The 13,618-nt window shown below is 64.6% G+C and carries 12 protein-coding genes; 6 read left to right on the forward strand and 6 right to left on the reverse strand.

The window, feature by feature from the left end:
* Window positions 1–144 precede the first annotated feature (144 nt).
* The 4 genes from QDT69_RS34640 to QDT69_RS34655 all read left to right on the forward strand — a co-directional run bounded on the left by QDT69_RS34640 (window position 145) and on the right by QDT69_RS34655 (window position 5,309).
* Window positions 145–630 carry a 2Fe-2S iron-sulfur cluster-binding protein gene (locus QDT69_RS34640; protein ID WP_279710952.1) on the forward strand — a complete coding sequence of 162 codons (486 nt, stop codon included), beginning with the start codon at window positions 145–147 and terminating at the stop codon, window positions 628–630.
* 90 nt (window positions 631–720) lie between these two features.
* On the forward strand, window positions 721–3,060 hold the full coding sequence (locus QDT69_RS34645) for a xanthine dehydrogenase family protein molybdopterin-binding subunit (RefSeq protein WP_279710953.1): 2,340 nt from the start codon (window positions 721–723) through the stop codon (window positions 3,058–3,060).
* A 13-nt stretch (window positions 3,061–3,073) separates the two neighbouring features.
* The gene (locus tag QDT69_RS34650; protein ID WP_279710954.1) at window positions 3,074–3,874 is read left to right on the forward strand and encodes a xanthine dehydrogenase family protein subunit M; all 801 of its coding nucleotides are present in this window, start codon (window positions 3,074–3,076) and stop codon (window positions 3,872–3,874) included.
* Window positions 3,875–4,196: 322 nt separating this feature from the next.
* Window positions 4,197–5,309: a CaiB/BaiF CoA-transferase family protein gene (locus tag QDT69_RS34655; RefSeq protein WP_279710955.1), complete on the forward strand. Its 1,113-nt coding sequence runs from the start codon at window positions 4,197–4,199 to the stop codon at window positions 5,307–5,309.
* A gap of 168 nt (window positions 5,310–5,477) precedes the next feature.
* Here the strand turns inward: QDT69_RS34655 and hppD are convergent, their stop codons facing one another.
* Window positions 5,478–6,596: a 4-hydroxyphenylpyruvate dioxygenase gene (hppD, locus tag QDT69_RS34660; protein WP_279710956.1), complete on the reverse strand. Its 1,119-nt coding sequence runs from the start codon at window positions 6,594–6,596 to the stop codon at window positions 5,478–5,480.
* A 123-nt stretch (window positions 6,597–6,719) separates the two neighbouring features.
* On the opposite strand from hppD, the gene QDT69_RS34665 reads away from it, so the two are divergent.
* The gene (locus tag QDT69_RS34665; RefSeq protein WP_279710957.1) at window positions 6,720–7,196 is read left to right on the forward strand and encodes an Lrp/AsnC family transcriptional regulator; all 477 of its coding nucleotides are present in this window, start codon (window positions 6,720–6,722) and stop codon (window positions 7,194–7,196) included.
* Window positions 7,197–7,282: 86 nt separating this feature from the next.
* Entirely contained in the window at window positions 7,283–7,594 is a 312-nt protein-coding gene (locus QDT69_RS34670; RefSeq protein WP_279710959.1) for a DUF1272 domain-containing protein, read from the forward strand.
* 99 nt (window positions 7,595–7,693) lie between these two features.
* On the opposite strand, the gene fahA is transcribed toward QDT69_RS34670, so the two are convergent.
* The 5 genes from fahA to QDT69_RS34695 form a co-directional block, all read right to left on the reverse strand.
* Window positions 7,694–8,965 carry a fumarylacetoacetase gene (gene fahA / locus QDT69_RS34675; protein ID WP_279710960.1) on the reverse strand — a complete coding sequence of 424 codons (1,272 nt, stop codon included), beginning with the start codon at window positions 8,963–8,965 and terminating at the stop codon, window positions 7,694–7,696.
* Between the two features lie 202 nt (window positions 8,966–9,167).
* Entirely contained in the window at window positions 9,168–10,514 is a 1,347-nt protein-coding gene (hmgA, locus tag QDT69_RS34680) for a homogentisate 1,2-dioxygenase (RefSeq protein ID WP_279710961.1), read from the reverse strand.
* Between the two features lie 2 nt (window positions 10,515–10,516).
* The gene (locus tag QDT69_RS34685; protein ID WP_097675815.1) at window positions 10,517–11,470 is read right to left on the reverse strand and encodes an MBL fold metallo-hydrolase; all 954 of its coding nucleotides are present in this window, start codon (window positions 11,468–11,470) and stop codon (window positions 10,517–10,519) included.
* Window positions 11,471–11,493: 23 nt separating this feature from the next.
* Window positions 11,494–11,721: a DUF2783 domain-containing protein gene (locus QDT69_RS34690; protein WP_050425419.1), complete on the reverse strand. Its 228-nt coding sequence runs from the start codon at window positions 11,719–11,721 to the stop codon at window positions 11,494–11,496.
* 10 nt (window positions 11,722–11,731) lie between these two features.
* Window positions 11,732–13,357, reverse strand: a complete 1,626-nt coding sequence (locus QDT69_RS34695) for an FAD-dependent oxidoreductase (protein WP_279710962.1) — start codon at window positions 13,355–13,357, stop codon at window positions 11,732–11,734.
* Window positions 13,358–13,618 lie beyond the last annotated feature (261 nt).

Consider the following 13,618-nt stretch of genomic DNA (forward strand, 5'->3'; position numbering starts at 1 on the left):
TTGCCCATTGAACGGCCGCCTGCTAGGATCACAGGCACAGCCCGGAGCCTTCCTGACAGGGCCGCACCTACGACTTTGATCGCGGTTACGTCCCACATGAAGCGTGATCTACTGGGCCCATAACGAAGCTATTGGGAGAAACGCGTGTCTACAGTCAAACTGACGGTAAACGGCAGGGCGGTTTCGGTCGACGTCGAGGACCGGACCCTCCTCGTGCATCTCTTGCGCGAAAACCTCAACCTCACCGGCACCCATGTCGGCTGCGATACCAGCCAGTGCGGCGCCTGCGTCGTCCATGTCGATGGACGGGCGGTCAAATCCTGCACCATGCTGGCCGGCCAGGCCGCCGGCTCCAACGTCACCACGATCGAAGGCCTCGCCAAGGGCGACGAGCTGCATCCGATGCAGGCGGCGTTCCGCGACAATCACGGCCTGCAGTGCGGCTATTGCACCCCCGGCATGATCATGTCCGCGGTCGATATCGTACACCGCCATAGCGGCAAGCTCGATGAGGAAACGGTTCGCCATGAGCTCGAAGGCAACATCTGCCGCTGCACCGGCTACCACAACATCGTTAAGGCGGTGCTCGACGCTGCCGGCCGCATGAAGGTGGCGCAGGCCGCCGAATAGCAGCCCGCACAACGCATACGATCAAGCTCATCACCGCCGGTCTCGATGGAAACGGCGGCAAATCGAATCTCCGGTCGGGAGGACAAGACAATGGGTGTTGAAGGAATTGGCGCACGTGTCGTGCGCAAGGAAGATCGCCGGTTCATCACCGGACAAGGACGTTACGTCGACGACGTCAAAATGGTCGGCATGAGTTACGCGCACTTCATCCGCAGCCCGCATGCACATGCCAAGGTCAAGGGCATCGACTCCACCGAGGCCATGAAGATGCCGGGCGTGATCGCGGTGCTGACCGGACAGCAGATCGTCGACGACAAGGTCGGCAATCTGATCTGCGGCTGGGCGATCACCTCCAAGGACGGTTCGCCGATGAAAATGGGCGCGTGGCCGGCGATGGCGCCGGAGACCGTGCGCTTCGTCGGACAGGCGGTCGCGGTCGTGATCGCGGAGACCAAGAACCAGGCCAAGGATGCGGCCGAAGCCGTCGTCGTCGATTACGAAGAGCTTCCCGCGGCGGCCGACATCAAGGCCGCGATCAAGCCGGGCGCGCCGCAGCTGCATCCCGAAGCCCCCGGCAACATCGTCTATGACTGGCATCTCGGCGACGAAGCCGCGGTCAAGGATGCCTTCAGCAAGGCCGCCAATGTGGTGACGCTCGACCTCACCAACAACCGCCTGGTGCCGAATGCGATGGAGCCGCGCGCGGCGGTCGCGCATTACGACCAGGCCGAGGAGCACTACACGCTCTACACGACGTCGCAGAACCCGCACGTCGCCCGCCTCGTGCTGTCGGCGTTCTACAACATCGCGCCGGAGCACAAGCTGCGCGTGATCGCGCCCGACGTCGGCGGCGGCTTCGGCTCCAAGATCTACATCTATCCGGAAGAGATGGTGGCGCTGTGGGCATCCAAGAAGGTCAACCGCCCGGTGAAGTGGACCGGTGATCGTTCGGAAGCCTTCCTCACCGACGCGCATGGCCGCGACCATGTCTCGAAGGCGGAGATGGCGTTCGACAAGGACAACAAAATCCTTGGCCTGCGGGTCAAGACCCACGCCAATTTCGGCGCCTATATGTCGCTGTTCTCCTCGGCGGTGCCGACCTATCTCTACGCGACGCTGCTGTCGGGCCAGTACGTGATCCCGGCGATCTACGCCGAGGTGATCGGCGTCTACACCAACACCACGCCGGTCGACGCCTATCGCGGCGCCGGCCGTCCCGAGGCGAGCTATCTGATCGAGCGGATGATGGAGACGGCGGCGCGGCAGTTGAAGGTCGATCCGGCCGAGCTGCGCAAGAAGAACTTCATCACCACGTTCCCGTATCAGACGCCGGTCATCATGGCGTATGACATCGGCGACTTCCACGCCTCGATCGACGCCGCGATGAAGGCGATCGACTATGCCGGCTTCCCGGCGCGCAAGGCCAAGGCGAAGGCCGACGGCAAGCTGCGCGGCATCGGCCTCTCCTGCTACATCGAGGCCTGCGGCATCGCGCCGTCGAAGGCGGTCGGCAGTCTCGGTGCCGGCGTCGGTCTGTGGGAGTCAGCGGAGATCCGCGTCAACCCGGTCGGCACCATCGAGGTGCTCACCGGCTCGCACAGCCACGGCCAGGGCCATGAGACGACGTTCTGCCAGATCATCGCCGAGCGGCTCGGCGTGCCGATCAGCCAGGTCTCGATCGTCCATGGCGACACCGACAAGGTGCAGTTCGGCATGGGCACCTACGGCTCGCGCTCGCTCGCGGTCGGCGGTACGGCGATCGTGAAGGCGATGGAGAAGGTCGAGGCCAAGGCCAAGAAGATCGCGGCGCATGCGCTCGAGGCGTCCGAGAGCGACATCGTGATCGAGAACGGCGAGTTCAAGGTCACCGGCACCGACAAGTCGATCGCGCTGCCGATGGTCGCGCTCGCCGCCTACACCGCGCACAACCTGCCTGACGGCATGGAGCCCGGCCTGAAGGAGACGGCGTTCTACGACCCGACCAACTTCACCTTCCCGGCCGGCGCTTACATCTGCGAGCTCGAGGTCGATCCCGGCACCGGCAAGACCTCCTTCGTCAACTTCGTGGCGGCGGACGACTTCGGCCGGCTGATCAACCCGATGATCGTCGAAGGCCAGGTCCATGGCGGCCTTGCGCAGGGCATCGGCCAGGCGCTGCTCGAAGGTGCGGTCTATGACGACACCGGCCAGCTCGTGACCGCGTCGTTCATGGATTACACGATGCCAAGGGCCGACGACCTGCCGTCGTTCCAGCTCTCCCACACCACGACGCTGTGTCCGGGCAACCCGCTCGGCGTCAAGGGCTGCGGCGAAGCCGGCGCAATCGGCGCCTCTGCTGCCGTGATCAACGCGATCACGGACGCCATCGGCAACAACAAGCTGGAAATGCCGGCGACGCCCGATCGCGTCTGGCACGCCATTCACGGTTGAGGGAGGAAGAGCCATGTACGAGACAAATTATCACCGCGCTTCCTCGGTCGCCGATGCCGCTGCGACCTTCGCCAAAGGCGCGGAATCAAAATTCCTCGCCGGCGGACAGACCCTCCTCCCCGTGATGAAGCAGCGTCTCGCCGCGCCTTCCGACGTGATCGACCTCTCCAAGGTGCAGGAGATGATCGGCATCGAGGTTTCGGGCGACACGGTCACCATCAAGGCCGCTACGCCGCATTACGATGTGGCGCAAAGCGATGCGGTCAAGAAGGCGATCCCGGCGCTCGCCAAACTGGCGTCGGAGATCGGCGATCCCGCCGTGCGCTATCGCGGCACGATCGGCGGTTCACTCGCCAACAACGACCCGGCGGCGGACTATCCGGCGGCGGTGCTGGCGCTTGGCGCTGTTGTCAAGACCAACAAGCGGTCAATCGCGGCGGAGGACTTCTTCAAGGGCCTGTTCTCAACGGCACTCGAGGATGGCGAGATCATCACCGCGGTGTCGTTCCCGGTTCCGGCCAAGGCGGGCTATGCGAAGTTTCCGAACCCGGCCTCGCGCTTCGCGCTGACCGGCGTGTTTGTCGCCAAGACCAAGTCGGGTGACGTGCGCGTCGCCGCGACAGGTGCGTCGCAGAGCGGCGTCATGCGGGTGGCGCCGATCGAGCAGGCGCTGAAGGCGAACTGGGCGGCGTCGGCGCTCGACAGCGTCACGATCCCGGCGAGCGGCCTGCTCGCCGACATCCATGGCTCGGCGGATTACCGTGCGAACCTGGTGAAGGTGATGGGACAGCGGGCGGTGACCGCCGCCGGCTAACCGCTATCCTACCGGAACCTATGCAGACGGCGCGCAGCGATGCGCGCCGTTCGCGTTTTGCTGGCATTCCAGCCGAAAGGACTTGCCACATCCCGCATTAGGCGAGAGAATTTAGCTAATCAGCTAATTAAAAATACCGTCAGACGGACGGCCCCGGGGAGAGGACCCATGACGTTCGGCAGAGCAAACGAGCCCCCATTCCCATGGCTAGCGACGGCTAGGCCGCGCCTTTGACGGCAGCGCCGGTGCGGTCCCCTGGCGCGTCGGACAAGTGAACAAGATCCCTTCGATTACTCCCCAATAGCAACAACGGAACAACAACGTGCTCGATAAGCCCGCCTCCCAAACCGCCGCTCGCACCTCGGGCCCGCTCACGGGCTTCCGCATCGTCGAATTCGCCGGCATCGGCCCCGGCCCGTTCGCCTGCATGCTGCTCGCCGACATGGGCGCCGAGGTCATCACGCTGGACCGGGTCGGCGCGGGCAAGAATTTGAAGGCGGTCGCGACCCGCGGCCGCAAGGTCATCGAGCTCGACCTCAAGAACAAGGCGGCGATATCCGAAGTGCTCGACCTGCTGAGCCATGCCGATGCGCTGATCGAAGGCTTTCGTCCCGGCGTGATGGAGCGCCTCGGCCTCGGCCCCGATGTCGTGTTCGCGCGCAATCCGAAACTGGTCTACGGGCGCATGACCGGCTGGGGCCAGGAAGGCCCGCTGGCCAACGCCGCCGGCCACGACATCAACTACATCTCGATCACGGGTGCGCTGGCTGCGATCGGCACCAAGGAGAAGCCGGTGCCGCCGCTCAACCTGGTCGGCGATTTCGGCGGCGGCGCGCTGTACCTCGTGGTCGGCGTGCTCGCCGCGCTCTTGGAAGCGCAGAAGTCCGGCAAGGGCCAGGTGGTCGACACCGCGATGTGCGACGGCGCCGCCTCGCTGATGTCGATGTTCTACGACATGGCTGCGCAGGGCCGCTGGAGCGGCGGCCGCGACCAGAATTTCCTCGACGGCGGCGCGCATTTCTACGGCGTCTACGAATGCTCCTGCGGCAATTTCATCTCGATCGGCTCGATCGAGCCGCAGTTCTACGCACTGCTGCGCAAGCATGCCGACCTCACCGATGCCGACTTCGACGCGCAGATGGACCGCAAGGCCTGGCCGGCGCTGAAGGCGAAGCTGGAAAAGGTGTTCAAGAGCAAGTCGCGCGCCGACTGGTGCAAGATCATGGAAGGCACCGACATCTGCTTCGCCCCGATCCTGACCATGGAGGAAGCGCCGAAGCATCCGCACATGGCGGCGCGCCAGGTGTTCGTCGAACGCCACGGCGTCACCCAGCCCGCCCCCGCGCCGCGCTTCTCGCGCACGCCGTCGGCGATCCGCGAGCCGGAACTTGCGAGCATTGGGGATGTGACGGCCGAGTGGAAAACGGGGAAGTAAATCCCCCGTCGTCCCGGCGAAGGCCGGGACCCATAACCACCGGCCGCGCTGATTGCGCGCAGCTGGGGCCCCAGCGTTTTCTAACCACGAACAGCTGTGGTTATGGGTCCCGGCCTTCGCCGGGACGACACCTTTGACTGTACGCTAGCGTAGCACGCTACGGCTCGCTTACGCCGCGTGATCGACCTTCAGCACGCCGCGGCGGATCTGGTCTTCCTCGATCGATTCGAACAGCGCCTTGAAGTTGCCTTCGCCGAAGCCATCGTCGCCCTTGCGCTGGATGAATTCGAAGAAGATCGGCCCGATCGCGTTCGCCGAGAAGATCTGCAGCAGCACCTTGGTCTGGCCGCCGTCGACCACGCCCTCACCGTCGATCAGGATGCCGTTGGTCTTGAGCCGCGCGACATCCTCGCCATGCTTGGGCAGACGGGCGTCGATCCGCTCGAAATAGGTGTCGGGCGGCGACGGCATGAACGGCAGGCCATCCGCGCGCAACCTTTCGACCGTCGCGTGGATGTCGCGCGCGCCGCAGGCGATGTGCTGGATGCCCTCGCCGTGATAGACATTGAGATATTCCTCGATCTGCCCGGAATCGCCGGCGTCCTCGTTGATCGGAATCCGGATCTTGCCGTCCGGACTGGTCAGCGCGCGGGAGAACAAGCCGGAGGCGCGGCCCTCGATGTCGAAGAAGCGGATCTGGCGGAAGTTGAACAGCTTTGCATAGAAGCCGGTCCAGACATCCATGCGGCCGCGATGGACGTTGTGGGTGAGGTGATCGACGTAATAAAGGCCCGAGCCCGCGGGACGCGGGTTGGCGGCCCCCAGCCATTCGAACTCGGCATCATAGGCCGAGCCCTTGGCACCATAGCGATCGACGAAATAGAGCAGGCTGCCGCCGATACCCTTGATCGCGGGGACATCGAGCGTCTTCTCCGCGGACGACAGATTCGCCGGCTCCGCGCCAAGTGCGATCGCACGCTCATAGGCGTGCTTGGCATCGACCACGCGGAACGCCATCGACGGCGCGCAAGGGCCGTGCGCGGCGACGAAGTTGAAGCCGTGGCTGCCAGGCTCCTCATTGACGAGATAGTTGATATCGCCCTGGCGATAGACCGTGATCGCCTTGGTCCGGTGGCGGGCGACCGCGACGAAGCCCATCAGCTTGAACAGCGCGTGCAGCTCAGCCGGATTGGGATGAGCGTATTCGACGAACTCGAAGCCATCGGTGCCCATCGGGTTGTCGGCGCTGATTTCAGCGGGCGGCGCATCGTGCGGAAACGGACCCATGGCGGTAACTCCCTGGTTTGTCTGGGGATCAGCTTCCGTCATCTTCGACGCAACGTGCGTGCAAAATGAGGCCCGTTTTGCTAATATCGCGCATGATCCGTGCATGAAATGGACATTTAACGCATGCCAGAAGTCGACGCCTTCGACCTCAAAATGCTCGCCGCGCTGCAGGATGACGGCCGGCTGACCAACCAGCAGCTCGCCGACCTCGTCGGGCTATCCGCCTCGCAATGCTCGCGGCGGCGGATGCGGCTGGAGGAGGAGAAGGTGATCTCCGGCTACCACGCCGACCTCGCCGGCGAGGCGCTCGGCTTCGGCCTGATCGCCTTCATCCACATTACGCTGGCAACCCACTCGCCCGACAATGCCAAGCGATTTCGCGAACTGGTCAACCGCGTCGACGACATCCAGGAGGCCTACGCGCTGACGGGGGATGCCGACTACGTGCTGAAGGTGATGCTGCGCGACCTCAAGAGCCTGTCCGACATCGTCAACAACGTGCTGATGCCGCACCAGAGCGTGGCGCATGTGCGCTCCTCGATCGTGCTCGACCGCCTGAAGGAGAGCACCAAGCTGCCGCTGAAATCGCTACCGACCTGATCCGTCGCGAATCGAGGGAAATACGTCATTCGCTTTCCCGGTCCGATTTGCGATCATTCCTCCAACATCCGGCAAGAGAGACAACCATGGCGCTGCAGCTGCGACCGAACTGCGAGTACTGCGACAAGGACCTGCCACCGAGCGCCACCGACGCGCGGATCTGTTCCTATGAATGCACGTTCTGTGCGGATTGCGCTGAGACCAAGCTCGGCAATGTCTGCCCGAACTGCGGCGGCGGCTTTGCGCCGCGCCCGATCCGCCCGACCAAGCCGTGGCGAGCGGGCGTCTGCATCGTGAACCAGCCGCCGTCGGACAAGCGGGTGCATCTGAAATATAGTCTTGATGACTGCGCGGCGCATACGGCGCGGCTGAGGGACATCAGGCCGGAGGAGCGGTGAGCTTCCCTCGTCATTGCGAGGAGCGAAGCGACGAAGCAATCCATCCGTCGTCATACGCGGATCGATGGATTGCTTCGCTTCGCTCGCAATGACGAGACGTCATTCCGCCGCGACGATCGTCCCCTCGACCTCGCCGAACCCGACACGATAGCCGTCGCCCTGGCACCAGCCGCGCATGACCAGCGAATCGCCGTTCTCGAGGAACGAGCGCGTCACGCCGCTGGCAAGCTCGACCGGCTCGGTGCCGTTCCAGCTGATCTCCAGGAGACTGCCGCGCTGGTGCTTTTCCGGGCCGGAGATCGTGCCGGACCCTAGGAGATCGCCGACATTCATCGCGCAGCCGCTGGAGGCATGGTGCACAAGCTGCTGCACCGACGACCAGTACATGTACTTGAAGTTGGTGCTGCAGATCGTCTTCGCCTCGTTCATCGCGCCGGCCCGCAAGGCGACATCGAGCTGCATGTCGTAATTGTTTGGCTGGGCCTGCTTCAGATAGGCCAGCGGCTCCGGCTCTTGCGCCGGACCCTGCATCCGGAACGGCTCCAGCGCCTCGCGCGTCACCACCCATGGGCTGATCGAGGTCGCGAACGCCTTGGCCTGGAACGGGCCGAGCGGCACATACTCCCATTGCTGGATGTCGCGCGCGCTCCAGTCGTTGAGGATGACGAAGCCGAAGATCATCTCCTCGGCCTGCTTCTCGGTCAGCATCTCGCCCATCGCTGACGCCTGCCCGACGACGACCCCCATCTCGAGCTCGAAGTCGAGCCGCTTGCAGGGGCCGAAGCTCGGCACCTCAGCGGTCGGCGGCTTGAGCTGACCGCGCGGCCGCTTCACTTTGGTGCCCGACACCACCACCGTCGAAGCGCGGCCGTTATAGCCGATCGGCATATGCAGCCAGTTCGGCTGCAGCGCGTTGTCTTTGCCGCGGAACATGACGCCGACATTGGTGGCGTGCTCCTTCGACGAATAGAAATCGGTATAGCCCGAGACCGCGAACGGCATGTGCAGCCTGGCGTCGGCCATCGGCACCAGCGCCCGTGCGCGCAATTCCCTGTTGTCGCGCAGCTCCGGATGATCCGAGCGCAGCAGCTCGCTGATCCGCGCCCGCGTCGCCGACCACACCTTCGGCCCGAGCGCCATGAAGGCGTTCAGCGACGGCTGCGAGAACACGCCGAGCGGCCCGACATCGAGCCGGGAATCCTGCTCGAGCTCCCAGAGGTCGAGCACATAGTCGCCGATCGCAACGCCGACGCGCGGCGCAAGGCCGTCCTTCGACGAGAACACGCCGTAGGGCAGGTTCTGGATCGGGAAGTCGGAGGTGGGCGCGACGTCGATGAAGGAGCGAAGTTTGGGGTCGTTGGGGTGGGTCATCGTTTTCTCGATGCAATAATGGTGGTGCCACTTTCGCCACCCTCCCCTGGAGGGGGAGGGTCGGCTCGCATGGAGCGAAGCGAAATGCGAGACGGGGTGGGGTGATCCCTCCACTCGGGTACCGCCTCAAGGGAGAGACTGTCACCCCACCCCGCCGCTCATCTCATTCGCGTCGACCCTCCCCCTCCAGGGGAGGGTAAGATCACGGCTTGGTCGGGTCGAACTTCTTTTCCAGGCCCTTCCAGCAATCCGAGTAGTCATCCTGCAGCGTCGATGACGTCGCGGCGTGCCGCGTCACGCGCTGCGGGAAGCGGGTCTCGAACATGAAGGCCATGGTGCCGGTCAGCTTCACCGGCTTGAGCTCGCTGTTGCTGGCGTGCTCGAAGGCTTCGCGGTCGGGACCGTGCGGCAGCATGCAATTGTGCAGGCTGATGCCGCCCGGCACGAAGCCCTGCGGCTTGGCGTCGTAGACGCCATAGATCAGACCCATGAACTCCGACATGATGTTCATGTGGTACCACGGCGGGCGGAAGGTGTTGTCGGCCACCATCCAGCGCTCCGGGAAGATCACGAAGTCGATGTTCGCGGTGCCCGCGGTCTCCGACGGCGAGGTGAGCACCGTGAAGATCGACGGGTCGGGATGGTCGAAGGCGATCGCGCCGACCGGCGAGAAGGTGCGCAGATCGTATTTGTAGGGCGCGTAATTGCCGTGCCAGGCGACCACGTCGATTGGCGAATGCGGCAACGTGGTCTTGAACAGCGAACCGCCCCATTTCACGTAGAGCTCGGTCGGCGTGTCCTTGTCCTCGTAGGCGGCCACCGGCGTCAGGAAGTCGCGCGAATTGGCCAGGCAATTGGCGCCGATCGGGCCGCGCTCCGGCAGCGTGAAGGCGCCGCCATAATTCTCGCAGAGATAGCCGCGCGCCGGTCCATTCGGAATCTCGACACGGAATTTGACGCCGCGCGGGATCACCACGATCTCGCCCGGCTCGGCATCGATGCGGCCGAACTCGGTGACGAGACGCAGATTGCCCTGCTGCAGCACGAACATCATCTCGCCATCGGCATTGTAGAAATGCTGATCGACCATCGATTTGGTGATGAGATAGACGTGCGCCGCCATGCCCGCCTGGGTGTTGGCATCGCCCGCCGTGGTCATGGTCTGCACGCCCTGCAGGAAGGTCATGTCCTCCTTCGGGATCGGCGCCGGATCCCAGCGCAGCTGCGCGATCGGCATGTCGTATTCGTGGCACGGCGCGGTGCGCCACAGGCCGGCATCGGCCTTCGCGAAGCGGCCGGAGTGCCGCACCGACGGCCGGATGCGGTAGAGCCAGGAGCGCTCATTGGTGCCGCGTGGCGCCGTGAACGGCGAGCCGGACAGTTGCTCGGCATAGAGCCCGTAGGCGCAGCGCTGCGGCGAGTTGCGCCCCATCGGCAGCGCACCGGGCAACGCCTCGGTCTCAAAGCTGTTGCCGAAGCCGGACATGTAGCCCGGGGTCACCTGCCCCGAGCTGCGCACGATCTGATCAGGCGAGGTATTGATGTTCATCACTATCCTCCTTGCAGGGCGGCCCACATTTCCTGGTCGCGCTTGTCGGTCCAGATCACGGGGTCATCGATCCCGGACGCCTCGTCATAGGCGCGCGAAACGTTGAACGGCAGGCAGTGCTCGTAGATCGCAAACTTCGAGAACTTCGGATCCATCACCTCGCGCGTCGCCGCCATCGATTCCTTCAAGGAGCGGCCCTTGGCGACGGACGATTCCGCGGCGCCATAAAGCGTTGTGACGAAATCGCGGGTCATCGCGATCGCATCGCGCCCGGTCTCGAGGCCCTTCAGTGCATCGCCGCGGCCCGGCGCGATCGCCTTCGGATTGAAGGCGCGGATCTCGTTCAAGGTCATCGGCCACTCGCGCAGATGCGCATCGCCGCAATAGCAGGCCGAGTGGTATTCGATCAGGTCGCCGGAGAACATCACCTCGGCATCCGGCACCCAGGCGACGATGTCGCCCGAGGTGTGACCGGCGCCGAGCTGCATCAGCCGCACCTCGCGCTTGCCGAGATAGATCGACATCTCGCCTTCGAAGGTCAGCGTCGGCCAGGTCAGGCCCGGGATGCTCGCGGCATCCTGGAACAGCCGCGGGAAGCGGCCGTATTCGGAATCCCAATCCTGCTGGCCGCGCTCCTGGATCAAGCGATAGGTCTCCTGCGAGGCGACGATGCCCTGCGCGTGATAGGCCGAGGCGCCGAGCACGCGCACCGCGTGATAATGCGACAGCACGACATATTTGATCGGCTTGTCGGTGACGGTCTTGACCCGCTCGATCACCTTGTTGGCCATCGCCGGCGTTGCCTGCGCGTCGAACACCAGGCAGCCGTCCTCGCCGACGATCACGGCGGTGTTGGGATCGCCTTCGGCGGTGAAGGCGTAGAGATCGGTGCCGATCTCGGAGAAGGTGACCTTTTTCTCGGCGAGGTCGGTGGTCGATGCGAAACCTTTGGCCATCAGTTCAATCCTGTCCGTTTGATCTATTGCTGTTGCTGTTGTTGCTGCTGGCTTGCATCCAGCGTTCGTCGTTTCGCCAGCGCGATCGCCTCGCGCAGCACGTCGAGATCGCCGATATGGTTGGCGAGCACCAGGACCAGTGCGGCATCGAGATCGGCGCTCTGTGCGTCGGTGAGGCCGCGATGCGCCTCGACGATGGCGCGGAAGGCGTCATCGGGCTTTGCGAAGTTCGAACTGGTCGAGAGCGCCATCGCAGATCCCTCAGTTCAGGCCAGCTGCGCGCGCCAGCGCTGCATCCAGCGCCGGCCGCGCGACATTCCGGAAACGCGCCGCGACGTAACCATCCGGCCGCAGCAGATAGGCGGCGCCGGGTTCGGCATCGTAGCGCTGGCCGGCAAGGCCCTGCGCGTCGACCAGCCCGCCCGCGCCGCCGACCCGGATGCTGCCGACGCCTTCGGGCACATCGACATCAGCGCCATTGCCAAACTCCAGCAGCGTGAAACGCGTTCCCTGCCTGATGAAAGCGTCGGTCAGATAGCCGGAACCGCCACCCGGCTCGGTCACCGGCGCATCCGGCATCGAGGTGCCCGGTCGCGGGCCGCCGCGCCAGTCGTCGCGATCGCCGCTCGACAGCGGCGTGTCGTAGACCGACGGCACCGAGAGCCGGCCGCCATTGACCATCCGCTTGCCGAACTCGGTATCCTCGGCGAGCGACAGCACCGCCCGACGCAGCCGCGCCTCCTGTTTCGTCACCGGCGCCATGAAATCGGTCGAGCGGGTGGACTCGCGGATGTTCTCGTCCGCCGCGGCGCTGCGCTCGATGTGATAACTCTCCAGCAAAGTCTCGGGCGACAGCCGGCGCAGCACGCGGTCGAGCTTCCACGCCAGATTCTCGGCGTCCTCCAGCCCCGAATTGGCGCCGCGCGCGCCGAACGGCGAGACCTGATGCGCGGAATCGCCGGCGAAGATCACCCGGCCGTGGATAAACCTCGCCATCCGGCGGCACTGGAATTTGTAGAGCGAGATCCACTCGAACTCGAACTTGTCGTGGCCCAGCATGCGCTCGATCCGCGGCCGCACATTCTCAGGCTGCTTCTCGGCGATTGGATCGGCATCCGGATTGAGCTGCAGGTCGATCCGCCAGATGTCGTCCGGCTGCCTGTGCAGCAGCGCCGAGCGTCCGGCATGGAACGGCGGATCGAACCAGAACCAGCGCTCGGTCGGGAACGCCGCCGTCATCTTGACGTCGGCGATCAGGAACTGATCCTCGAACACCTGGCCTGCGAACTCCGCACCGACCATCTGCCGCAGCGACGAACGCGCGCCGTCGCAGGCGACGACGAACGAGGCATGCACCTGGTAGGAGCCTTCGGGCGTTGCAATGGTCAGCGCGACGCCGTCATTGCGGCTCTCCAGCGCGATCACCTTGTTGCGCCAGCGCAGATCGATCTCAGGCAACTGCTCGACCCGATCGACCAGATAGGCCTCGGCATAGAACTGCTGCAAATTGATGAAGGCGGGCCGCTTGTGGCCCTCCTCGGGAAGCAGGTTGAACTGGTAGAGCTGCGAGGCGCCGTGAAAAATCTTGCCGACGCTCCACACGACGCCCTTCTCGACCATGCGGTCACCGACGCCGAGGCGATCCCAGAACTCCAGCGAGCGCTTCGAGAAGCAGATCGCGCGCGAGCCCTCGCCGATCCGGTCGGCATCGTCGAGCAGCACCACGCGCTGGCCGCGCTGCGCAAGATCGATCGCCAGCGACAGTCCCACAGGCCCGGCGCCGACCACGACGACCGGATGCTCCGCGACGTTAGCGCCCGACCGGTCCTGGTCGGGGTGGCGGCGATAGCCGAACTGGGTTTTGGCCTGTGCCGTATTGGCTGCCATTGCTTGACCCTACTTGCGTGACCCTGGATGTTCCCCTCGAGCCTTGTCCGTTCCGATTCAATCGGAACGGGGCTCTCGATTCTTGTTTGACGCGTTTTCTTCACGCGAACCGGTATCCACTTCGCTCGAAAACGCTCTAGTTCTGCCGGCCCTCGTCTGTAGCTCGGGCTGCGGCGTGTGTGACCGGCTTGCGACAGGACCTTGCGGGTCGGCCGCGACCTTGCTAAATTAGTCTCACTTGCAACTATCTTAAACTCCCAG

Source organism: Bradyrhizobium sp. CER78, from assembly GCF_029846235.1.
Classification (GTDB): Bacteria; Pseudomonadota; Alphaproteobacteria; order Rhizobiales; family Xanthobacteraceae; genus Bradyrhizobium.

Bases quoted from the DNA above. Each gene is read 5' to 3' on its own strand.
- QDT69_RS34645 (WP_279710953.1), top strand. From the start codon at position 721: ATGGGTGTTGAAGGAATTGGCGCACGTGTCGTGCGCAAGGAAGATCGC.
- QDT69_RS34650 (WP_279710954.1), top strand. From the start codon at position 3,074: ATGTACGAGACAAATTATCACCGCGCTTCCTCGGTCGCCGATGCCGCT.
- hppD (WP_279710956.1), bottom strand. From the start codon at position 6,596: ATGGGTCCGTTTCCGCACGATGCGCCGCCCGCTGAAATCAGCGCCGAC.
- QDT69_RS34665 (WP_279710957.1), top strand. From the start codon at position 6,720: ATGCCAGAAGTCGACGCCTTCGACCTCAAAATGCTCGCCGCGCTGCAG.
- QDT69_RS34670 (WP_279710959.1), top strand. From the start codon at position 7,283: ATGGCGCTGCAGCTGCGACCGAACTGCGAGTACTGCGACAAGGACCTG.
- fahA (WP_279710960.1), bottom strand. From the start codon at position 8,965: ATGACCCACCCCAACGACCCCAAACTTCGCTCCTTCATCGACGTCGCG.
- hmgA (WP_279710961.1), bottom strand. From the start codon at position 10,514: ATGAACATCAATACCTCGCCTGATCAGATCGTGCGCAGCTCGGGGCAG.
- QDT69_RS34685 (WP_097675815.1), bottom strand. From the start codon at position 11,470: ATGGCCAAAGGTTTCGCATCGACCACCGACCTCGCCGAGAAAAAGGTC.
- QDT69_RS34690 (WP_050425419.1), bottom strand. From the start codon at position 11,721: ATGGCGCTCTCGACCAGTTCGAACTTCGCAAAGCCCGATGACGCCTTC.
- QDT69_RS34695 (WP_279710962.1), bottom strand. From the start codon at position 13,357: ATGGCAGCCAATACGGCACAGGCCAAAACCCAGTTCGGCTATCGCCGC.